The sequence below is a fragment of the Paenibacillus sp. LC231 genome (genome assembly GCF_001860525.1).
In the GTDB taxonomy this organism is placed as follows: Bacteria; Bacillota; Bacilli; order Paenibacillales; family Paenibacillaceae; genus Paenibacillus_AQ.
Genome location: NZ_JFOM01000005.1, coordinates 138,733 through 163,259 on the forward strand (window position 1 = coordinate 138,733; position 24,527 = coordinate 163,259).

Sequence of the window (24,527 nt, forward strand, 5' to 3'; positions counted from 1 at the left end):
GAGCAACATGTGAGCCTGCAGGTTGTAACCCTTTATATAGGAGGAGAAGAGGCTTCACCTTCTGTCAGAGCCTTTAGAAGGTGGCCTCTTCTGTAAAATGTTATGAATGTAATCAACTTGATCGTTCAGAGCCCAAACGTGTCGGCGTCCTTTTTCACTGACGCCAAATGTGAGAATTTATTTGCTGTTATTGATACTAGCGATAAGCCGTTTCTCCACATCCTGGGCAATGCCCCGCAGGGATTCAAAGGATTCATTCTCCACCATGCCAATAAGCGCCGTGGGCCTCGGGAGTCCGATCTTCGTTCCCTCTTCAAACTCATAAACGGCGATTTTACAAAACAGGAAATACCCGGCCAAGTCATTCTCGCTCAACACTTTTTTCGCCTCAACCGGATTGCATACCTCCAGTATTTCGTACTTCTGATCAAACTCGATGCCCTTCTCATTCAATTTGTCCTGAACGCTGAATCGCCACAGCACACCGAACTTCTCTTCGGCCAACGCTTGTTCCAATGCAGCAATGGCATCGTCTACTGACTTAACCGTTTCTACCGTATAGTGAAACATGTTTATCCCTCCAGAATGGTAAGATTTGAGGTACGGCTGGGTTACGGTCGTTCATTACTTTGTTATAAAATCATATATAGAGTTGCGATTTACAAACCAAAAAGACAGCTTCATTCTCCTTTCCATCTTCATCCATTATGTATGCTTCACCATTGTGGAAAAGGGTATTCGAAAAATTCCGTTCAATTTTATACATTTTGCCTTCTTTCACATGACACCCCTGATCCAAAAATCTATTTTCATGGACAAGAATATACCTTGCTTTATCGATATCCAACGTTTCTTTAAGTAACATTTTATAATACCTCTATCATTATTTTTATTTCATTAACACATTAGATATAATGCTCATCGATTTTCTTCTCAATGTCATCCAGAAAATCTTGAAGTTTGTCCCTTAGCTCTAATTTCTCGCTAAACATGAGATCCTCTTGTTCATATAAATCCAGTAATTCTCTAAAAACTATCATGTTGACTTTACACATATGATAATCACACTCTTTCTAATTTTAGTTACTGTATAATCCAAACTTTAACATTCTTACGTCTTCCGAATTGCTTTGCCTGGTTTAGATCGTTAATAAATACATCGATTATATGACCTTTGATCGCAGAACCTGTATCTTCTACCACCACCTCACCCTACACCGTCAATGTAAACTTTTGTTCCAAAAGGAAGCACTTTCGGATCAGCTGCGATCGTCCAGTTCTCCTTGGTTTGCTTTCCGGAAACCGTAACACCATAATCGGGATCACCCGGATTTTTCCCTGTTGATTCAGGTCCATTGGTATACGCAGTTAAAGTAAACAGTATATACTGTTCCGTACTATTAATGTTCTCTTTGATCGATTCATCAATTAATTCACTCGATTTATTATTTTTACTTTTATATTCATAGCTATCAATAAACCGTACCTCCTCTTGACTATTTGAGCGTTGATCCTCTATCAACGAAATGGCAAATATAGTGCACATTACTAGTGATATAATGGTTAATCGCATACTCATTCTCCTTTATGTATTTTTAAGCCACTCCAAATAGCTTGATTCTTAAAACCACCATTCGTATTTCTTCGATGCTTAATGAAGGCCCGTATAGATCATATGATCATAATAAATTTCATAAATCTCATATGTGGCTGGGTATTATGTATCTTATAAATGAGTATGGGGTCTTTGACTTTTAACTTAACTAATTTCACATCGGTAAGTGGTTCTTGAAATAATCTTTCCAATGCTGATTTCTGATTCATTTGCCAATCTCTTATAAAATCATCCAGTGTATACAGCCGATTGGTTATGATCTCTCTGCGTTTATTGTTGACATACCTATTAATCACCTTACCCTCTTCACCTTCACAATCTTTAACCAGCTTTATTCTTTCATCCTCAAGAAGAAACAAGAAATTAATCATTGATATTAGCTCTATAGCAGCCGGACTTATTCGTAATTTCATAAACAAATCATCATTCATATATATATTCTCCTTCGATCATCATGTTGTCATAGTAATTCTCTGATAAGTTCAATTAAAGTGATTGGTAAATTAAGACAACATCATTACATTGCCCTTGAAATATGCTTTGCTTAGCATGAATTGGAAATAAAAATAATAATTCGTATCGTTTATTGTCGATTCACTTTATATTTACGAACGTCTGTTCCTGTTTTTTCAATTATACGATGAATCACCTTACGAAACAAGATAATTTTCCCAAGAGTTTTTTTTATATATTACCTTTATTAATCATTTCATATAGTTAAGCATATGCTGTTTTAGAATCTTTAGTTTTGACGTTGCTATCGTAACGAAAATTTTACAACTCTGATAAAATATTATACGTGCTTCATAATCGATCACTATCTTTTTTGAGATTAGCCATTCTACCGCGATCTGTAACAAGAAATCCGGTTTCCTGCGATATTAATTCTACAATCTGATCATTCGTCGTACAATATACAAACTGTCCGTTATCTGTATGTAAGACGGTTCGAATCTCTCCACTGATTTTTTCCGGTTCCGTAAAATTAATATCTTCGATGCTCAGCCACTGCTCTTGATCATGGAGCACCTTACCCTCTCTTCGAATTACGTCATTGCGAGCAAACAATGACTCCTTCATTATAGTATCAATGAAACACGGGAGAAAAATGATTCTATTGGGGTTGATGAACATAAAAAAAGAATAAGCTCTTTGCACTTATTCTTCACCATAGACTTCTATTATTTTATCGATATTCAAAAAGTCATTTCGTATTCTTGATGCATTATAGTCGCTACTTTTTTTGATTTTGGAGATATTAAATCGATCGCATACGATATCAAACGTTTCTTTATCAAACTTTCCTGTTCTTATTCTCAATTGGTTGGCCATGTACACCATGCCAGAATTACGTATATTAATAGCCGTTAGGAAGGGCTGTTGATACCATTCTCCGATTTTTTTCAATCTTCTCAGAATTAAATGCGAATCAGCCTTACCATTAGCCTTTGTATTTAATATAGCACTCCGAAATACGTATTCATTACTCACTAATTTGGAAGTTGGCGCTTTAATATTCGCTGCTGGATTTCCGTTATTTTTATAATATATCTCCTCTTCAAAAGCTCTATTTAACATTAAAATAAGTTCCTGTGATACCTCTAATTTCCGTTCAGAATACCGATCTATATCTGTATTATTTCTCAATAACACTTTAGAATCCTCATTGCTAATATCATGAATGGTCAGATTAAGTACTTCACTATACCCCTTCCCTAATATTCCTTCGAATATCGTTTGAATAATCGCAGAATCCTGAAAGTTGACTAACCCCCCTGTTATGTCATCAATTTCTTCCTTGGAAAAAATCAATTTATTCGTTTTATCCACAAACTTCGAATAATATTCTTGCCCAAAAATAGTATCTAACGGATTTAAATTATTGGCTCTTAATTCCTCCTCTATCGCCCAGCGAATATAGTTTTGAATAATGGAAGCGGACGACAAAACAGAATTCATGGTTTTCGGATTCAAATAACTAATCAAGCTCTCGATTTCATAGATATTAAAATCATAAAGATCTTTCTCGAATTGCTCCTCCAGCATCTTGGCTCTGTTCAAAACTCTCGAGAAGGTGGATAAAGTGTTTGATCTTAATCCTTTAAGAAACATTTGCTTCTGTTCTTCGTTATAGAAGCCGCTTTCGTATATTTTATTAGACACTTCGTCACCCTCTTATCAACAATTAATAAAATTAACTGAAATAGTGAATCATCGCGTTGCGATTTCTATTATTGTTTATACCTCTTCGATCTTCGAGAATCTCAAGCAGCTCACGATTGTGGAAATCAATTTTATCTATTCTGGCTTTTATTTTATTCAGGTCGGTTTGTTGATCTTTAAAATCTTTTGCAATCCGGATATATGCGGCAAACATCAACGGATGATTAATATAGTCTTTTCGGTATTCATTCGGATTCATTATAAACTCCTGAGCGAATAAACCGGTTAGATAATTAAAGAAATCCACTAAATAGCTGGAAACCTCCTTCGCCTCCAAGGTTGTTTTGGGGTCAAAAACTTTATCAATGGCATACGACAAAATATCAAACGTTGTCAGCTGCCCAGCAACCTCGCTTATCTTGGAGCTAGAGGCAATCTTTCCTTTCAAGTCTGTCTTTTTCTGAAGGTCCCTGACCACAATGTCAGAATATTTCTGAGACTTGAGTTCCTTTAATCGTTGGGGCTTCACTACGTTAATGGTGTTGATTTGACCAAAATATTTTTTAGCCGAGTCTGTATCATAACTTCGAACAGATAAAATCATTTCTAAACCAAGATCCGGATTTATGGCTACAGCTCGCACTCCACCCTGAAGTCTGTGGAACCCATCCAGAATTGAGATTGTCGCTCTGCTGTTTATGGTTAGCGTTTTGGTTTTTTCATTATAATGTAGAGGTTCGACGTCCGTTGAATACACATTTAATGTTAACATGTCCGACAAATATGTTTCTCGTAACATATGATCCGAGATGTCTTCGACGCTTTTCTTGTTAATATCCGGAACAGGTACTACACCGTTCTTCGTTCTCTTGAATTTTGGACTTCTCTGAGTTTCATAATCATAGGTAATCAATTGGGAATGATACATTTGGACGAGATAAGACATTTTTATTTTTGTAATATAATTCTCCAAATCGATCATAGTTACATCTGCCAATTGAATCGGCAGCTGCAAAAGATGAAATCTATTTGAAGTGCCTAGGTTTTTTTGGGATAGCTCGATCTCACGATCCGAGTAATATTCATACGGGGATATTGACTGAATGCCAGTAATGGTGTATACAGCTAAACATATTAGACACAAGAGAGGAGAATCTAATGAAGCTATCCGATCATCGCCGCGGGCTATGGAGTTAATCGTACCGTTTGGAATATTGTATTTTTTTAATTCCCAATTTATTTGTTCCAGCACTTTTCTTTTATGCTTTATTTCATCAATTACATTTTTCAATTCTTCTTCCAGTTTTTTCCGATCCCTATACAAACCTATTCACCTCACAAGATCTTGACCGATATTTCCCTATCTCCGCTATTATACACAAAAAATAAAAATAATACATAAAGTAGATTAATACTTATCGTTGAATTTCCATGTATGGATATGGGGTTAGTTGATTTGATCACCTGGTTGAACTCTGCATCAAATATTCTATATCCATGGGTCAAGAAATTGTCAAGCAAATGTGCCTTCTGGGATGTAATATTCGTTTCCTTCCACACCTCAAGCTTTTGATCAGGGAAAAAAACAACAAGCTTCTGTAACTGTATCTACGTTTCATCTGTTCACAACCTAAATTATAAATATATGGATCATTCCGAAGATATATTAACATAAATATAATAACGATGATATAATAAATTTTGAATACATAGATCTAGGGGGAGAATATTTGATGGATACACAAGTTTTTATTTATAGTGTGGACACTAGTTCGTTTTATACAGACCAGGAATTCAAAATACATCGTAGACTTAACAAACGTTATCGATTAAGGAAAATACTCATTAGGATGAAGTCACAATGCACCGAAGAAAGCGAGTATCACAATAAAGTTACACTTCTTCTATCGAAAGTAACCACAAAGATCAATCAACTTAAAGAACTATTAAAAAGTCTCATGACAAGTCATCAAGAAATAAGGCAGCTAAGGCCCGAAGTATTGACTAACAAAAAAAACATAATCTCTGTATTTGAGTCGACTTTAACTCGCACTTTAACAATGCAACAAAACTTGCTTTCAGAAGATATCATGGTTGTCCAAACTTATTATTTTGAAATTTTAAGAAGTCTAATTTACGAGGGCTATATGTATAACGGCCATAAATACATATGCTTCACAGCTAGTGCAGGACAAATACGTACGAAGAAAACACTCTTCATTAAGGAATCTATATATAATCAATACCGTGAGTCTTTAATGTGTGGGTTAACTACAGATAAAATAAACCTCCAGGGTGGCGTTAATATCAATAAATACTTAGCGTATCTGGCGCTGTGTAACAGCGCAACAGATGAATGGCATGATTTTGACATAAACAAGGCCATCGTAGTTGATGACATGGAAACAACACTCCGGAGCACAGTTGATTTTATTGATGACCAAACGTATGAAATCACAAGACAAGAGATGGATATCCCCATTGAGCATACGGACGGCTGTGGTATGATCCTGCCCAAAATCAGCAAAAAAAGCATGATGATCAGACTGCCATGGGTAAAAGGCCTCCTGGTCCCTTTCCCTTTCGATAAATTTGTTCGCGAAGCCAATAAAAAAGGAGAAAAGTGCGGGATTGTGACCGATATCTACGGGAAACAATACGATATTTTAAAAGACGATATTCACATTATTTTTACAAGAAGCCAGTTCAAAATGTGGAAATATTATACATCATGGGATGAGTACAAACATCATTATCTTCAGCATCATTGTCATGCCAGTAAATGTAACGAGGAAGAGGAACAGATTGTAAACGGTAAATCCAATTATCAAATATTGCAGACCCTCACTGACTTTTCAGATGATGAATTGATGGAATTGAGCAGCAGAACCAGAGAGAAAATTATGAATATCGGCTCGGATCGAAAGACCATGCTGAAGATTCTGGGTGTTACCGGTGCTAACCAGAACAAAAATTACTTCCAGCAAGCCTTGGAGATTTACCCCGAACTTCTGAACGACACCTATAGTCGAGAAATATTGAAACAGGTCAAGAAGAGTATCGTCAAAAATGCACGAGCCGGCAAAATGGACATCAGTGGAAAGTATACTTTTATTAGCCCAGACCTCTATGCCTTTTGCGAATATTTATTTCTGGGCGACAAGAATCCAAAAGGCTTATTAGATGATGGCGAGGTCTTCTGTTCTCTTTACGATGACGAAGAAACTCTGGATTGCTTAAGAAGCCCTCACCTATATCGAGAGCATGCTATCAGAAAAAACATCAACAATAAAGAGCTTCGACGTTGGTTCACTACCAATAACCTATATACAAGCTGTCATGATTCCATCAGTAAGTTGCTGATGTTTGATGTTGATGGTGACAAAAGCCTCGTGTGTAACGATAAAACCTTGGTTAAAGTTGCCCAGCGTAATATGAACGATATCTATCCTTTATACTATAGAATGGCTAATGCGAGTGCAGAAATCATCAACAATCAGAATATCTACCGCGGCCTTACAGATGCTTATTCTGGAGGAAACATCGGAGTTATAAGTAATGATATATCTAAAATTTGGAACAGTGAAACTATCAATCTTGATGTAATCAAACTATTATGTATGGAGAATAATTTTACAATCGATTATGCAAAGACACTCTACAAACCTGAAAGACCGAAAATCAAAAAAGAGTTAATTACGGCTTACACTGCATCAAAGGTCCCTCATTTCTTCAGGTTTGCCAAAGATAAATTGCCCGATCATGTTGAAGGCGTAAACAAAAGCACAATGAACAGGCTGGCTGAGTATATCCCTAATCCAAGACTCCAATTCAAAGCACTCAATCTAGGCAGTTTCGATTATAGAATGCTGCTACATAATAAAGATCAATCCATTCCTTTAAATGAAGAAATCATTAGAAAATACACGGAACTGGACTTGCAAAAAAGATTCATGGAACTGGGCACCCTGGATCATTATGACTCTGCTGAAAATCTGTATGTCTATTTAGATATTCGAGAGCAACTTCTGGCGCTAAACAATAACCCAATGGAACTGGTCAATATACTTGTTGAGTATTTATACCGGCATAAGAAGAGCAGCTATAAAACTACGTTGTGGTCAAGTTTTGGGGACATTCTTGTTCAAAATTTGAAAAACAATATGATCACTACATATAATGATGAATCCATACTTTGCGATAGCTGTGGTATAAGAATAAAATCAACCCATCACCGAAAGACCTACTGCGATGCCTGTTCATTGGAGAAGGAAAAGGAACGTAAAAGAATAGCATGGCACAAACATAAAAATAAATATAATAACACTAGCGAAATAAAATAATATCAACAAACCCGTATGGACATTGGCTTATTGAACCGTGCATCTCCGAAAAATAAATTTTGGAAATTGTAATGTTCCCCCGTACTACAAGGGATTTAACGATTTGTCCTCATTTTCCTAATCGTATTTAAGGGAGAGCAGGTGAATTACTGAATTCGATTTGATTCTGATTTCAGTTCACTCGCTTTCCCTTTATTCATATGTTCCATATCATCGTTTACGAAAGGAGGCTGAGCCTAATTTGAACAAAAAGGATCTGATTCAAGCCGTAGCGTCCCATACCGAATATCCGAAAAAAGACATTGAAGGCATCGTAAATGGTGTCTTTAATGAGATTACGAATGCTCTGTACTATGGTGAGGAAGTAAATATTTCTTCATTTGGAAAGTTCATTGTAAAAACAAGGACCACCCGAAAAGTCCGTAATCCACAGACTGGAGAAATCATGGACATTCCAGCTGCCAACGTCCCTGTATTTAGACCAGCTCAAAAACTGAAAAGCGCTGTTCTATAGTGATTATTTTTTACAATAAAATAAATATATACTTCGAGGAATTATGATTATCGATCGCTTAAGAGCATTTCTTGGTAAACCTCATCTGTTCAATGCTGATATTCCTGTTTACTCCCCTACCCTTTCAGAAATAGCAGACATCGGAGAAATTGAATATTCCATACATATGACCCTCTGTTCATTCAATACCCGAACCATTCTGGTTAACTTATTTGGTCTTTCTGAAACGGATATCATCAGGCTTATGGATGAAGATCCTTACGACTTGCTTACAAGCCATCCTTCGATTCCTAAGTACATATCGAAAGCCTACTCCTTCTTTGTCAAAGATAACGTTTCTTATCATCCGGTTGCTAAAACCTTTAATATAGGTGACAAAGTTCTGGTTAACTCAGACAATTACATGGAAATGTACAACGTTATTAAAGAACTGAATGGTTTAAAGGATTCGAAAGAATCCCCTGCAAAGTTCAAGAATAATAAGGCTAAAGAATTATTTGAGAAAATGAATGCCCTTAAAACAAAAAACGCTAAAAATACGGGGTTGGATATCAAAGATATCCTCTCCATTATTTGCTGCGCAGAAGGTAACGGCATTCATGTATTCAATGCATCCAATCTCACCGTCTATCAGATGTATGAGCATTTTGAACGAATTAACTTAAAGGAAAACCATAACAGGCTGCTTCCCGTCTGGGCTAACGGCTATCTCAAGGAAAACTCCCAGCTACCTGAATGGTTAGTAAGAACAAAATTCTAATAAAAAATCTATTTATGATCCTTAGGAGGAAATAACTATGCTAAATCTTGGTAAATACGGTTCCCGTGATATTCTTAAACTTCAAATCTTCGATTACACTACAAAAAAGCCGATTATGACGTTTGACTACGCAAATACAGCTTCCCAAGAAATGACCTCTTCTCGAGTTTATGCGATGGGTGCCGGCGCACGTCGTATCGCCTGGGATGGTGAGAAAACGGCAAAATTAACCATGGAAACCCAACTCTTCTCCATGCAGCATCTTGCGATGCTGGCAGGCGAGGAAATCCGTAAAGGTAAACAAAACATCTACAAAACAGAAGTGATTACCGTTCAAGACAATGGTACTGGTACAAAACAAGTGACGCTATCCAAGCCACCGGTTGGAACCGTTAATGAAGTCAGCGTCCATCCATATATCAATGGAATTAGCACGGATGCTGCCCAAACGATTGCTTCGATCACCGGGAATGTCGTAGAACTCGATGCTTCTGCAACCGTAGCTGTTGGTGATGAAGTTGAGGTTTACTACCAATTTGAAGCAGCAGAGGCGAATACGCTCTCCTTTACTGCTACTGGATTCCCTAAATACGTCTATATGATTGGAGATACTTCCTACACCGACGAAGTAACCGGTGAAATTGTTGGTGCACAAATCGTATATCACAAGGCTAAAATTGATCCGAACTTTACAATCAGTATGTCGGCAACAGGCGATCCTAGCTCTCTGAGCCTGGTATTCGACCTCTTCCCTAAGAAAATTGAAGATGTGGATACCATCATTGATATGGTTATTTACGAAGACTAATCCGTTACTGGAAGAGACAGGGCTTACGCCTTGTCTCTTCCCTATTTATAAGACATTTCATAGAGTCTTCTTCGAACAAGAACACTGTACCAAGTGTCTTAACAGACACCAAAAATGAACCTTAAGGGAGAATCATAACATGACAGCAAAAAAGCCAACTAAAAAACTAACGGCACAGGCGTTAAAGAAACTTGAGGGCGAGTTGAACACGAATAAAACCATCTCTATTCTGAATGACACGTACGAGGTCAATATTCAGCAGGTTTTTCGTGAATCTCATGTAGAAGCTTTAGTCATCCAGTATCTCGCTCTTTTGCAAGAGTTGAAAAACCGATCGGATTTGAATGACATGCTTATTGCAGGAACGATCGGATTATTGAACAGTCTCATTATCAAGGAATTCACCAACATTCCTTATCCACAATGCAAATCGATAGAAGATCACATCAAGGTCTCACACGTTCTACTCGATACCGGGATCATGAATGAAGTATTCGACTCCTTTATTCCAGAGGAGCTACGGAAGATAGAAGATAAATTCAAATCAACAAACCAGAACCTAGGAGAACTTCTTGGCGAGTTAGCCCTAGCCTCCTCCCTGGAATAAACGACATTCAATTCTGATTCTTAATTTGAAGGAAGTGAGATTAGCATTATGGCCGATGATTTGAAAATTTTTATTTCAGCACGCCTGGATATGAACCAGTCAATAAAAGATATTAACAAGCAAATCTTAGCGCTATCCACCAATCTAAATTTAAGGAAATTGCATCTCAACATAGCTGTCGATGGCGCTATTGTAAAAACATTAAAAAGTATTACGACTGCAACTGACAAGCTTAACGCACTACTGTCGCAGAACAAAGCAATCACAAACAATGTATCTTCATACAAGCGCCTCAATACGGTTATAGGCAGTATCAATAGAAATATGCAATCTCATAGTGATCTAAAGCTTAAATCAAAAATGGCAAGTGAAGCTAATAAAATCGCTGTGCGATCCGAAACATTACAATACGAGGAGCAAAAACGTGCACTCCAGGAACTCAATCATCAAACGAAAAATATAACAACTACTCGAAATGCCTTAGCCAATACATCTGCTAATCACGATTCAGATCCCGGTCTCTCTTCAGCCAATGACCAAAACAGTCAAGGTGGAGTAGTCCAAAACACAGGGACAACGCTGGTCAGAAGAATGGAAAACTGGAATATAGCGATGGAAGCTCTTAGAGTTCCCTTGCAACTGTTACAAAACGGCACCCAGTACGTTAATGAATTGGATACCGCCATGTCGAATCTAACCAGAGCTACGAATGCTTCATCCATTGAAATTCAAAATTTCCTTGGAGATGCGAATGCCGTGGCGAACGAAATCGGCGGTCTAACTGTAAATGTCATCAATTCAGCCACGGAATGGGCGAATCTAGGTTATACCATTAATCAATCAAAAGCACTTGCTAAGCAAACATTGGTATTGCAAAATGTAGGAGACTTTGACTCAGTTGAACAGGCTTCCAAAGCTCTTTTATCCACCATCAAAAGTTTTGGGATTGAGGTGGATAATGAAGGAAAGAACGTAGCGAATATCGTTGATATCTATAATGAAGTAGGTAATAGATTTGGCATCACCTCTCAAGGTATCAGTGAAGCCATGAACAGCTCAGCTGCGAGTCTGAACGCGGCCGGTAACACGATAGAAGAATCCGTTGCCATGATAACAGCCGCTAACACTTCTATTCAGGATCCGGGGAAGATTGGCGAAGGGTTGGATACCATCTCGCAACGTTTACGAGGAATTGGCGAAGTCGGTGAAGGACTGACGGAAATCCTCCCTTCGATCGAATCGAAGTTTTCTTCAATGGGCCTCACACTAAAAAAAAGCGACAACACCTATAAAAGTACATATGAGATTTTTCAGGAACTATCTTCGGTTTGGAATCAACTCTCCTCTGCTGAGCAGTTAGATATCACGCAACTTATTGGTGGAGATCAGCAAACTGTGGCTGCAAGCATCCTTTCCAATTGGCAAAATGCACAAGGAGCCTTACAAGCTGGACTTCAATCCTTTGGCAGCGCTGCCCGTGAAAATGAAATTTATCTGGACTCGTTACAAGGTCGAATTGCTGCCTTCACGAATGCCGCCAACTCATTCTGGAGCAACAGTTTGTCTTCAGACTTCCTGAAAGGCATTGTCGATGCCGGAACCGGATTAATTAAATTCCTTGATAACCTGGGTAATACGACCGTATTGGTCACTGGACTCCTACTAACCTTCAGGCATAAAGCCATCGGAGATTTAATCTCGGGTGCTGGACAAACTGTTCTGGCCCTATTCGGAGTACGCAAAGCGATTGAGACCACCGGAGTTGCTGCCAATACAACTGCCGTAGCTCTTACAGGAATGCAGAGAGCACTCGGAATCTTTGGTATATTGATGACAGTGGGTTCACTCATTTATTCAGTATTTAATCAAATTAGCAGTAGTGCTTCCAAAAGTTCCGAGGAATTTGAAAATCTTAAACAAAGCATTGAAAATTCCGTTCAAAATATAGTGGAGCTTCAGGGTTTAAACGAACAATATAAAGAGGGTAACAAATCGCAAGAAGAGCTGCTGTCTATTCGCCAGCAGATGGCGGGAATAATGCCCGAAATCGTATCTTATTATACCTCTGAAGGCGAGGCAGTGTATAGAACAGCCCAAGAAATTGATGATTTAATTGAAAAAGAACGTAAATTGAACGCCGAGAGAAAGCAAAATCTTGTCGATAGTAGTTTTGAGTCACTAAATGAACCAATTGATAATATAGAAAGTAGCCGAAAAAAAATCCAAAAAGCTGAACCGAAGTTCAACGAATTTTCAGCTCAGGCTGAAGCTCTCCCTATAATATTATCATTTAGACTTAAAGAATTGGATGACTCAAGTGATTATGACATTCAATTGGCAGAACTTAAAGATAGAGTTCAATCAATATTCTCAAAGCATGATTCCATCCCAGATCCAGGTTGGGTAGAAAATATTTTAAGAGAAGATAAAATTGATGAGACTTTAACAAGAGTAAGAACCTCTCTCAAAACCACATCAGCTATAATAACTTCTGAAAACCAAAATATTGAATCAGAGTTAGAAAATTTTAAGACAATATTTAACGCAGCTAACGAAGTGTCACTTTACATCTTAGGGAATAGTGATAAATCGACTAAGTTGTTCATGAATAAATTCTCCGATGCTTTCCTGGCTAAAAACGCAAATTCAATTAATAAAGATAATTTTGAAAAAATAATACTACAATATGAGAATCTATCTAAAGAGCTTGCTAAAGAAATAGACACAAACAAAATCGATTTATCCAAAGTGTTTGAGACAGGTAATTTTTCTAAACTTGCTCCCCTACTCAATAATGTTGCTGGCGAATTGATAGATGTTTCGCAATTATTGGATCAATTCAAAAGCCAAACTAATAATTCTTCAGTTGCGGTTGATAAGTTTTCAGCTTCGATGGAAGAAATCAATCAAAAATATGAATCAACATCAGATAAAGTATCAGTTTACAATAAGTTATTGGCAGATAATTCATCTGAGACAGGGTTAAATGCCAAAGAAGTAGAGGAATTAATTAAGAAGGACAAGTCGTTAATTGATCTCTTTGAAATTGAAAATGGGCATATTAAACTGAATACCAAACTAGTTATTGAAAAGAGAAATACTGAAATTCAAGCCTTCAAAGAAATTGCTGCGGCTCGTAAACAAGACCTCGCTGATCAAAATAGTGTGTTGATGGATAAACTGAAAAGTTGGGGAGTTGAGTTCTCAGCACTAGATACGCTTGCTGGATTGGAAGAGGCAAGAGCAACCATAAATGATCATAAACCTTCGAATTGGCAAGACATAAGTCCAGATAGTCTAGGTAGAGACGATAGCGTTGAAGATCTGAACAATTACAATAAAAAACAGAGAACGAAAGCTCTTGATTTTGTAGAGCAATATTATCTTCTATCCAAGGAATTGGGAATATTATCGAGCTCACTAGATAATGTTGGGACATCAACCGAAAAAACAAATAAAAGTACGAATGAGTCAAATAATACATTCAAAGAAACAAAAACCCTACTCGAAACAACCAATGTAAAGATACAAAAAATACAGAGCAGCATAAATCTGCTGCAATCCGAACGAAGTAAGTACAATAAAGGATCAAAAGAATATCGAAAGTCATTAATGGAAGAAATCTCACTGTTGGAAAGACAAAAAGAGATCATTGATGAGTCGATTGTTAGTGCTCAAAAATCAGAAAAATCAACTAAGAACACTAAATCTTCCACAAAAACTAATTCTTTAACACAAACGGAATATTATGATCAAATTAATAAGTATGCTGAACAATATCTCGTAAATCCTAATCTGATAGCAGCAATTATAAAAACTGAAAGCTCATTTAATCCAACTGCCAGATCAGCAGCTGGTGCACAAGGATTAATGCAGCTTATGCCAGCCACTGCAAAATCCCTCGGTGTTAATAACAGCTATGATCCTGCACAAAACATAGAAGGCGGCACAAGGCATTTTGCTCGACTTTTGAACAAATACAAAGGCGATGTTGAGCTAGCTCTATATGCGTACAATGCTGGAGAAGGAAACGTTGATAAGTGGATAAAGAACGGACAAATCAACAACATCCCTTTCAAAGAAACTAAAGCCTATGCTCCTAAGGTACTGAAAGCATTTAATGAATATAACACCAATACTAATCATGTTACTGCAACCCAAAACTCTTCGGACGATGTGTCTGAACTTCAAGCCAAATCTAAAGAGAAAGATTCCGAAATCTATAAATTGAGAGTGGAGTTCATTCAAAGTACAATTGTAGAATCAGACAACCAATTAGAAAAGATCGATAATAATATCGCTAAGTCTAAAAATAAACAATCCACACATGATAACCTCTCAGCAGAATGGCGAAAAGAAGAAATGTCCCAAATAAGCTATATGGAACAAAGACAGAAGGGATTATTTAATCAAAATGAGAAGACCTCCAGACTAGTAAAACAAAAGAAGATTACAGGCGGAGAATTCCAACAACAAATCGATCAAAACAATCTCGAGATAGAAAAAATTGAAACGGAGATTCAAGAAAAACGTTACGCCGTTCTAGTCAGCAGCCTTGATCAATATGAGCAAAAGCGCAAACAAGCCTCACTAAAGATCGAGGCATCTGAAACGAAGAGTTCCTTGTTAGACTCCGCATCTCCTGCATATCGCAAAGAACTTGAAGATCAACTAACGTTGAAGCAAGAAATTAACAATCAAAATGAAGCCGAGATCCAAACCATTAATGAAAAGTTACAAAACACAAAGCTTCTCCCCAAAGATGTCGCTGCTCTTAAAGAAAGATTGGAATTGCTTGAAGGACACAAACTTTCGGTCCAAGTCGAGATAGATGACATTAAAGGTGATATCATAGAAAGCCAGCTTGAAGAATATTCCGATAAAATTAGGTATAAAGATGCTGATATCAAGATCATTCAGGATAACCTTCGTAATTTAGAAAAAGGCACCCCAGAATATACGCAAGAATTAATGAAACAAATCCCGCTCATACAAGACAAAATCAGGCTGAATCAAGCCGAGATTGCCTATCTGGAAGCTCAAACGAAAAGAACGGATATTAGCATTGCTAAGCGAAAAAAATATAACCAATTGTTAGTAGAGGCTAAAGAGAATAATCGTTCACTGATGCAAGACGAAAGATCGATCCGAATGGAAATTGCCGATGGAATCATCGAGGATTATAAGAAGGCCATCAATAAGCAAAAAGAGCTTGAACTTTCCGCTATTGACGAAAAGATGAAGGCTGAGGACGAACGTCATAAAGAAGCGATTAAACATCTTGATGATGAATATAAAACGTTTGAAAAATATATTAATGCCCAGTTGAAGGCTATGGATCGACAGAACGCCTCGGACGATTACGATAAGGAATTAGCCAAGAAACTCAAAGAAAGACAAGAAATTATCGATAAAATCAACGTTCTGCAGCTCGACAATTCAATGGAAGCTAAGGCGAAACGTAAGGATTTACAGGGGCAACTGGATGCCAAAAATGAGGAAATCGACGAATTTAAATTACAACGGGATCGGGAAACGTCAAAGCAAACCCTCCAGGATTTGTTGGATGATCGCAGGGAATATCTGGATCAGGTGCGGACCCATGAAGACGATCAATACGAAGAATCACGTGAGAAAAACGAACAAGAGAAAAAAGATATTGAACGGAAATATAATTCCATGCTTAACGATGAGAAGAATTTTTACCGGATTAAGCAAGGACTTCTTAGTGAAGACAAAGCTGTTGTCAAAGCAACGACAGAGGAAATAAAGCTATTTTACACGCATTTATATGCTGAACTCGAGCAAGCCTTGATTAACCATAAAACCATCACGCAGCAAGAATATAACAACATAAGAGATAGCTTCAACCAAAGTAACGGTAATCTCGATCATTACGGTAATAACGGTGGCACTACAGGCGGTACCAATGGAAATGCAGCCGATTCTACAATCACACCAGACGTAGCTAAAGCTTGGTCAAATTATCTTGGCAACAAAAAACTGGCTGAAGAACATCAGAGAGAAAGAATGAAGTATAAAAAAGGTTCCCCCGACTATGAAAAAATATCCAATCGGATTAAAGAGTTAAGTGAGGAGAACCAAAAGTACCGGAACACTTATAAATTTAAAGACGGTTCTTATGAAGAATTAAAGGGATTTACCGGCTCATCAATATTCAATGCAGCTTCTGGCGGCATGACCCCTGCCTGGGGCTCGGAAGGTAAATTCCTGCTTGCACATGAAAAAGAACTGATATTGAATAAATCAGATACTTCCAATCTTCTTAAAATTGTGGACTTCACTAGAAAAATTATAGACTCCATAAAAGGAAATTTTAATCATGATGCTATCAAATCAACTTCCACCTCTACCCAAACAGACAACAGCATCAGAATTGATCATGTATCCATTCATGCAGACCAGCAGGATACAGGTAAAAGTCTTCTAGAAAAGTTTGAAACTGCACTCAGCACAAAACTTAAACACAGAACGATCTAGTATCACATAGCTTCTCCCCTCTTCTCCAAAGAAAGGAGTGTGTTCCTTGTTAGGCGAAATAGATTATAATTTAAAACCAGTCAAACCTCAATATTTCATTGCCAAACCCAATCGCGAGATTATAAGCAAGTTGAGTGAAGCATACAATGTAAGCCGGACCAATAAATTAAATGATGTTGATGAGCTCTATCTGACTATCCCATATCGATTAGATGTTAACCATAAACTTATCAAAAATAAAAATATTAATAATCTTAAGGAAAGATACTTATTAAAAGTGGTTACAGATCATCACATCGATTGGTTCATAATAAAAGAGATAAATGAAAACTCCAGCGATTCAGAAAATTCAAAAACCATACGCTGCCTATCCTTAGCACATGAGTTAACGGATAAGGCCATTCGAATGTATTTAGGCGAGTCTTATCACGCCAGGCAAGTGTTGAACGATCTGACAGCTAACACGACCTGGACACCTGCTTATATCGATGCCGATTTCGAATTGACCTACAGAACTTTTGATTTCCCCTCCACTAATGTGCTTGATGCCATCTTTTCTGTTGCTGAAACTTATAACGCAATCGTGCATTTTGATACAGATAAACGGGAACTGAGCCTAACAAAGCCTGAATTAACAGGGTTAAATCGAGGGTTAACCTTTTCTTATGGCAAGTACTTAAACAGCTTAGGCAAGACTGTACAAACTGATGAGATGGTTACCCGCTTAACTGCAAATGGCAGTGATGGATTAGGTATTCAGAAAGTTAATCCTACCGGTCAGAATTATATCGAGAACTTCGGTTATTTTATATACCCGTTCCAAAGAGATGCTCACCGTAATGTTCTAATCTCCAGTCATCATATGAGTGATTCGTTATGTCATGCCCTGCTCGATCATCAAGAACTCGTTGAAGCTAATTCGGGATTGTTCAACACCCATTACACGGAACGCCAAAAACTTCAGAATCAATTAATTCAGCTAGAAGGTGATCTTGATCGTCTAAAGCGAGATGAAGCTAACGTAACCAGCACCATGATTTCGCTTCAATTCGATGGTAAGATGTTTTTCGAGAAGTATGGACATCAAGGTTCGAGTCAGAGATCCTTTGCCATTGATCAAAACTATGCTTATGCAGTCATGATCAAAGTGGATAACACAGCCAGTGTGTCCGTAAGTCTTGATGGACAAGCTAGGTCTACAATTTCTAATCAGTGGGTGCTTCTCGGGAAGATTAAAGATCAATCGAGTGCGCAAGTAGCAATTAACGGTGGGAGTACAGGTGTTTTTATACAGTTAGTTAACATCAGTCTTGGAGAATTCAATACAAACAATAATGATGCTGCTATAGTTGATCGATACAGCCTGGATCATAAAGAAAATCAGGTGAAACTAAAGGAGCTTGAGATTAGTTCTATTACCGCAACAATCCAACAGATTAACGATGAAATCGATATTCTTCAAACGAGGCTTACTGCCGAGAATAATTTTACTCCGGAACAGCTTCAAGAGCTGAATTATTATGTTATTGAGCGAGAGTTTAACGATGATACCTACGTAGATGAACAAGACCTATATCAAGCAGCGTTAGAAAAGTTCAAAGAGCTACAGCAGCCTCAATTATCCATAGATATCGATATCGTCAATTTTCTCGAAATTGTGGAAGAACAACGAAATTGGAATAAACTTCAGCTTGGCGACTTCGTCAACATTAAATATGAACCTACGGATACTTATGTAACAGCCAGAATAACTGAGATTGCTTACAACCATGAGAATTACAACATTAATCTGACTCTTTCCAATGCTAAAAGTGTAAATGATGAGTCCACCCGTATCGAGAAATTCCTAAATGATGCCAAAAATACGGCTGTTGTAGTCGATCTCAATAAGACCAAATGGGGCAAGGCAGTCGTTGATACCTCAGAGATGAGCAAACTGTTTGATAACTTTTGGAACAAAGTGACGAACGACATTAATATGGCATCGAATGAGTTCGTTACGATTGACCGAAAAGGCATTACGATCATTGATCCCAATGACCCTCTTCGATTTCTCAGAGCTACACATGGCGTTCTTGGTTTAACCCGTTCTGGTGGACTTCGTTATGAAACGGCGATAACAGCTGACGGTTTGATTGCCGAGATGGTGCTTGGTAAAATCATCCTGGGTCAGCGCGTAGTCATTGGCGATACAACTGGCGTATTCACAATCGAAGGCTCCAGGCTCATGATCGATGACCGTTGCGGCCGTGAAGTAGTTAAGCTTGGTTTGCTGTCAGAACAGCCGGACAAATTTGGTTTCTACCTGAACCGCTATGGATCCACCAATTGCAGTGATACAAACAAAGTCAATCGAGTATCCATGACTGCCGACGAAGGGTTTATTATCGAACGATTCCGAAATGGAATTGCAGAGAAAACTTTTGGCACTACTCTTGACGGCGACTTGTTTATAAAAGCCGGCGTCAATGATCAAGTGTTCACGATTGATAAGAATGGATTAGCGTTAGGCCATAGTATTTGGTCCAATGCTCCTTTCCGCGCGGATTACAACGGAAATGTATGGATGTATAAATTGTATGCCGAAGATGCTGAAATTACAAAAAGCATTTTTAAAGATGGCCATATTGAAGGTTCATCTCTGACATTAAGGGATCGTAGTGGCGGAGTCATAAAAATGTTCCCGGAGCACGGTCTCTGGTTCGGAAGCGATGAATTTGATGATGCACCTGCCAGTATAAGCATGGATGGTACTGCGAAGTTTAAAAAAGGCCAATTTATTGGCCCCAATGGAGATATACTCATTGATGCTGAAGCTGGTTACATTGACATGGATAACCTCGATATTATCAACATTGGCAAACTCGTTGCAGAAACTTTACAGGTTAATACCATTCTTGCAGACCAGTCTTATATTAATGATCTAACTGTAAATAAAGTGAAAACCCTTCCTAAAGATGCGAATATTGGAGAGTATGTTGATTATATCGAGATCGAGGATAACTATATCCGTTTTATTACTGCTAAAGTGGATCAGCGTGAACATGCAAAAGATTCTCGAGGCCGAGAACTATATTGGCAAGACAACGAGAAAAAGATACTAACTACAGAAGTAACAGCCATTAAAGCTTATGCCTATAGTTTTAGACCAGAAGACATAAAGGTAAAGCAAGAGATCAGTTTCACCGGCAGTGGTAACGATGCTGAACCTATTCGAAAGCTGGGTACTGGAGACGGTGGAGCCAATGACCGAGCCAAAATGGTTGAAACGAAGTATCGAGGCGGATTTAAACAAGAATATAAAGCGAGTAATAACAGCAGGTTAAGAAGCATCGACTTGTCTGACAACGGTATTAAGATTATCTCGGAAGAAAATCCGGTAACGGTAGAATCTAAAGATGTGACGCTGGAAGTTAAGGCAGGCACGGCGAAAATCGTTCACTCTTCAGGTTCTTTCATTGAAATAGCTCCTAACGGAGCCATTAACATAAAATCAACAGAAGCCATGAATTTTGAGGCCGGTGGAAATATGAAGTTTACTGCTCCGAGAATTGATTTGAACTAGTTCAAATCAATTCTTTTTACTTATAACAGTAATGAGGTGATTAAAATGCCTGGTGTTGCAATACATGGATCCCTAATTAGAGAAGCAACAAAAAGTAGCCATGTTAAATATAACATCGAATATTGGATAGAACCGTGGTGTAACGAGCGGGCAGAAGATGGTAGTTGTAGAGATCCTAGAGGTGGATATTGGGAAGATGGGGGTTTAGGAGATACCAACGCGAGAATAAATGGATCCGTATCTGTTTCTAATAGAACTGTTAGAACTGGCGGTGCCTATATTGCAACTGTAGGAGATAACACAAACGAAAATTGGTTCGCTAGTCCTCCCGTTCCTACCAGTAACAGTCAAACTAGGTATACTGCGATAACACCAACTTCTGGAAATGATGTAGGTAGGATTAATCAATCTGGTGGAACAGTGTTTATCGGGGGGAAGGCCGTTGCCAAAATCGGTTCCCAAGTGACAACCTGTCTTGGAGAATTAACCACTATAACAACCGGCAGCTCAAATGTATTTACAAGTTGACATAAGTTGTATAAAAGGAGGTGATACATATGACTATACGCGATGCACTCTACTTTTCTTTTGCAGGTAAAAAATCTGTGGATTATGGAATTGTCAATGTAACGATGAGTTCAGGGATGTACGAGGAATCTCTGGCACCATCTAGATCCATTCAGGAAGTATCCATTAAGGGGCGTGACCGCCCCTATTTTCAAGGAACCAAAAAAGATCCTCTTAAATTTAACGTCTCTTTCGCGTTTGAAGATACCTGGGATACTCAAAAAATCAGGGAAGTGACAAGGTGGCTGACCGAACACGATTATTATCAAGAACTATACTTCACGAATGATATCGGGCGAGATCCAGAAAGAATCTTCTATGCCTTATTCGTTGATGACCCTGTACTTGTACATAACGGAATTCGTGAAGGTTATGTCAATTTGACTGTTCGATGCGACTGTCCCTACTCTTATTCTCCGATGTTTACTTCCCGTTTATATAAATGGGATCAACATAAATTTAATACCGACATAGACGACTTCAACGCAGGTGTGAAAACCTCTACGATCGTAGATATTGATGGGCAACTTATTTTGAATCCGCACCGTCCCAAATGGAGCGACTATGCTCCCTCTACGCAATGGTCTGGACTAAATCCTTAAAGAAAGGAGTTTATCATGGCAACGACAACTATTAAATTAGGTTTAACCAAGCCTGAATACACGGATGAAATTGAACATACGATACAGGCGCTGGCACACAATTTTCAAAAGTTAGATGATGATTCCAAAACCTATGTAGATGCCCCCCCTACTTCTGGCGTTTGGCCATCCAAACATATTTTACATGCGAATCAGCTCTCTATAGGTGGTTACCTAGGATGGGTTAATATACGATCGGGTACAGCAGCTCCCATCTGGAAAAGCTTAAATTCCTACAGTAATGGTGCTGTTATTGTCCCTAACAAGGATAACGGGCATTTTTATACCTGCATCCAATCAGGATACTCGGGTTTGACTGAACCGATCTTCCCTGTGTCAAATGGTGGCGAAGTTCAAGATACTCGTGGAGCTAATCAATGGAATCCTAATCACTACTACAGTGTAAATGATATCTCATTCCCAACCACAGATAATGGGCGTTTCTATGTCTGTATCCAAGCTGGCGAGTCCGGTGACGTGGAACCAAATTGGGTAATCGTAGATGGCGCAACAACCTATGACAAAAATGCGGTTTGGGCAAGCTACCGTATCGCCAAATGGAGGGAAAGCGGAACAGCCGTACTGTATCGCCCCTTTGGGAAGATTGACTAAGGGGTGATGACATGGCAAATTGGCTTGCTTTAATTAATCTTAAAGGGGACTATACCTCCCCAGTACTTGATCTTCCTTTACGTGCGGATGGAGTTATCAGCAAAGTGCTTTGGCAATCCGAACAACCTGTTGGCAGCCAGATAACTGTCCAGACTCGGGTCAATTTATATGGCCATGACTGGAGCGATTGGAAAACATGCGTGAACGGTGGCCCCTTCCCCGATTTAAACGATGACAGTCACTTAGATAACCCGCAATACATGTTTCGAATCTTATTCAAGGCTAACTCGTACCAATTTAAGCCACGCTTTAAATCCATTCAATTTGAGTTCGAACCGGTTCTTGTATTTGACAACAAAGGTGACTTGGATTGCAAACCGGAAGTTTGGATAACGAAGTATGAGAACGGAGACTTCTCTATACAGAATCTTTCGCATAACCTTGAAGAATTCAAATTCACTGAATTAATTGATGGCGAAACGCTCTATGTAAACAATGATTCGGAAGACATTGAAACTACACTTCCCGTTACCTATCGCTATCGTAATTTTAATGATCATTATCTTCGTTTTCCCATCGGTAAAAATGTACTTCGGGTTAATGGCAAGGCGGATATCAGATTCAGGTATCAATTCAAGACACTTCAGTAAGGAGGTGATATTTTGCCTGACCTAATCACTCAATTACAATATAACGATCCTCTAACAATTATCGCAAGAAAAGGCACTTTGGATGATCCTTACATTGATAGGGCCGATTCCCTTCCGGTCATTAATGGTCTTATTACTCTCTTAGAGCTTCCCTCTCTCCAAGACCGGGTCAATATTGCCGGAATGATAGAAATTGACCAGGAAATTTTTGAACAACGTAAGACAATTGAAAGCCATGAGTTCTTAGTGAATTACGCAAACGGAACAGTTCAGGTCCATCCTTCTTTGGAAGGAAGAACTCTACTGTGCCGTTTCAAAGGCCGAGGATTGATTATGTATCCGGCCAGTAGAATTTATGCTCTAGTACGCCGTCATCCCGATGTTGTCGTTACACTGCAAGATTATATTACAGAAATCGAGCAGAAGCTGGCCGAGAATCAGTCGCTTATTGGCAAAGTTGAACAGCTCATTACTGAAACCAGATTAGTCATTGATGAATCACGAAAATCAACGGATAATGCAAACCGCGCCGCAGATGAAGCAGATCGTGCCAGGGATCAGGCCATGGATGCTTATCAGACAACAAGATTAGTGTTCAAGTCTACTGTAGCTGATATGAAGGAGTTACATTCAACTTACCCTTATCCTTCGGTTGGATGGACCGTTCAAACCTATAGTGATGGCGTTCGATATCGATATGACGGAATCCAATGGGTTCCTATTGATATTTTCGGTGCTAATATACAGCCTGTTAATGAGTTTAGAGATGGTCTCATGTCGGTTGCCGAACACCTTAAACTAAAATCCTTCCCCTACGAGCTCAAAGAAAGAGTTATTGTCTTCTGCCTGCCCTCTTACATTTTTCAAGGGGTTCAGGAAGTCATCGTCCCATTCCCTTTTGATGGCGAGATTACTTCCGTTCATGCCATTTGTAAAGTGCATGGCGACACGGAAACGGAAATCAGCATCGAGAAAAGCAGAAATATTATCGACTGGACCAACATCTTAAGCAGCAACATACATTTCAGGGCATTAAGCAATTTTGATGATAAATCGGTCTCTCTCGCCTCAAAACAGGTTGTACAAGGAGACATGTTCCGCGTGAACGTCTTGAATCAGGGTGTCAACATTCAAGGGATCACGATTGAATTAAAAATAAAATTATAAATGCAGAGGAGTTT

General features: G+C 38.5%; 20 protein-coding genes. 12 read left to right on the plus strand and 8 right to left on the minus strand.

The annotated features are described in order from the left end of the window. Window positions 1–177 precede the first annotated feature (177 nt). The 8 genes from AK95_RS02240 to AK95_RS02270 form a co-directional block, all read right to left on the minus strand. Window positions 178–570: a DUF302 domain-containing protein gene (locus AK95_RS02240; protein WP_071218279.1), complete on the minus strand. Its 393-nt coding sequence runs from the start codon at window positions 568–570 to the stop codon at window positions 178–180. A gap of 70 nt (window positions 571–640) precedes the next feature. Next, entirely contained in the window at window positions 641–865 is a 225-nt protein-coding gene (locus AK95_RS02245; RefSeq protein ID WP_071218280.1) for a hypothetical protein, read from the minus strand. A gap of 40 nt (window positions 866–905) precedes the next feature. Continuing rightward, entirely contained in the window at window positions 906–1,040 is a 135-nt protein-coding gene (locus AK95_RS35085; RefSeq protein ID WP_268801952.1) for a hypothetical protein, read from the minus strand. Window positions 1,041–1,083: 43 nt separating this feature from the next. Further along, window positions 1,084–1,206 (minus strand): 3D domain-containing protein, encoded by a 123-nt coding sequence (locus AK95_RS35280; protein ID WP_074961793.1) that lies wholly within the window; start codon window positions 1,204–1,206, stop codon window positions 1,084–1,086. Window position 1,207: 1 nt separating this feature from the next. Further along, window positions 1,208–1,573, minus strand: coding sequence for a 3D domain-containing protein (locus AK95_RS02250; protein WP_071218281.1), 366 nt, complete (start codon window positions 1,571–1,573; stop codon window positions 1,208–1,210). 98 nt (window positions 1,574–1,671) lie between these two features. Beyond that, a complete protein-coding gene (locus tag AK95_RS02255; protein WP_071218282.1) occupies window positions 1,672–2,046 on the minus strand; it encodes a hypothetical protein in 375 nt (124 codons plus the stop codon). A gap of 727 nt (window positions 2,047–2,773) precedes the next feature. Further along, window positions 2,774–3,778, minus strand: coding sequence for a phage lytic cycle repressor MrpR family protein (locus AK95_RS02265; RefSeq protein ID WP_071218284.1), 1,005 nt, complete (start codon window positions 3,776–3,778; stop codon window positions 2,774–2,776). Between the two features lie 31 nt (window positions 3,779–3,809). Then, window positions 3,810–5,102: a DNA sulfur modification protein DndB gene (locus AK95_RS02270; RefSeq protein ID WP_071218285.1), complete on the minus strand. Its 1,293-nt coding sequence runs from the start codon at window positions 5,100–5,102 to the stop codon at window positions 3,810–3,812. Window positions 5,103–5,511: 409 nt separating this feature from the next. On the opposite strand from AK95_RS02270, the gene AK95_RS02275 reads away from it, so the two are divergent. From AK95_RS02275 to AK95_RS02325, 12 genes are all read left to right on the plus strand, one after another. Continuing rightward, window positions 5,512–8,121, plus strand: a complete 2,610-nt coding sequence (locus AK95_RS02275; RefSeq protein WP_071218286.1) for an RNA dependent RNA polymerase — start codon at window positions 5,512–5,514, stop codon at window positions 8,119–8,121. A gap of 241 nt (window positions 8,122–8,362) precedes the next feature. Then, window positions 8,363–8,635, plus strand: a complete 273-nt coding sequence (locus AK95_RS02280; RefSeq protein ID WP_071218287.1) for an HU family DNA-binding protein — start codon at window positions 8,363–8,365, stop codon at window positions 8,633–8,635. Between the two features lie 43 nt (window positions 8,636–8,678). Beyond that, window positions 8,679–9,395, plus strand: coding sequence for a hypothetical protein (locus AK95_RS02285; RefSeq protein WP_083397505.1), 717 nt, complete (start codon window positions 8,679–8,681; stop codon window positions 9,393–9,395). A gap of 37 nt (window positions 9,396–9,432) precedes the next feature. Continuing rightward, window positions 9,433–10,203, plus strand: coding sequence for a hypothetical protein (locus AK95_RS02290; RefSeq protein ID WP_071218288.1), 771 nt, complete (start codon window positions 9,433–9,435; stop codon window positions 10,201–10,203). Window positions 10,204–10,342: 139 nt separating this feature from the next. Then, complete coding sequence (locus AK95_RS02295; RefSeq protein WP_071218289.1) at window positions 10,343–10,810, plus strand: hypothetical protein; 468 nt, start codon at window positions 10,343–10,345, stop codon at window positions 10,808–10,810. A gap of 48 nt (window positions 10,811–10,858) precedes the next feature. Beyond that, window positions 10,859–17,311 carry a phage tail tape measure protein gene (locus AK95_RS02300; protein ID WP_071218290.1) on the plus strand — a complete coding sequence of 2,151 codons (6,453 nt, stop codon included), beginning with the start codon at window positions 10,859–10,861 and terminating at the stop codon, window positions 17,309–17,311. Window positions 17,312–17,348: 37 nt separating this feature from the next. After that, entirely contained in the window at window positions 17,349–20,876 is a 3,528-nt protein-coding gene (locus AK95_RS02305) for a phage tail spike protein (protein WP_235612966.1), read from the plus strand. Between the two features lie 45 nt (window positions 20,877–20,921). Beyond that, window positions 20,922–21,404, plus strand: a complete 483-nt coding sequence (locus AK95_RS34005) for a PAAR domain-containing protein (RefSeq protein ID WP_162487515.1) — start codon at window positions 20,922–20,924, stop codon at window positions 21,402–21,404. Window positions 21,405–21,433: 29 nt separating this feature from the next. After that, window positions 21,434–22,045 carry a phage tail domain-containing protein gene (locus AK95_RS02310; protein ID WP_071218292.1) on the plus strand — a complete coding sequence of 204 codons (612 nt, stop codon included), beginning with the start codon at window positions 21,434–21,436 and terminating at the stop codon, window positions 22,043–22,045. 15 nt (window positions 22,046–22,060) lie between these two features. Then, window positions 22,061–22,696: a hypothetical protein gene (locus AK95_RS02315; protein ID WP_071218293.1), complete on the plus strand. Its 636-nt coding sequence runs from the start codon at window positions 22,061–22,063 to the stop codon at window positions 22,694–22,696. A gap of 11 nt (window positions 22,697–22,707) precedes the next feature. After that, a complete protein-coding gene (locus tag AK95_RS02320) occupies window positions 22,708–23,346 on the plus strand; it encodes a phage tail family protein (RefSeq protein WP_071218294.1) in 639 nt (212 codons plus the stop codon). Between the two features lie 12 nt (window positions 23,347–23,358). Further along, complete coding sequence (locus tag AK95_RS02325) at window positions 23,359–24,513, plus strand: hypothetical protein (protein ID WP_071218295.1); 1,155 nt, start codon at window positions 23,359–23,361, stop codon at window positions 24,511–24,513. Window positions 24,514–24,527: the final 14 nt, after the last annotated feature.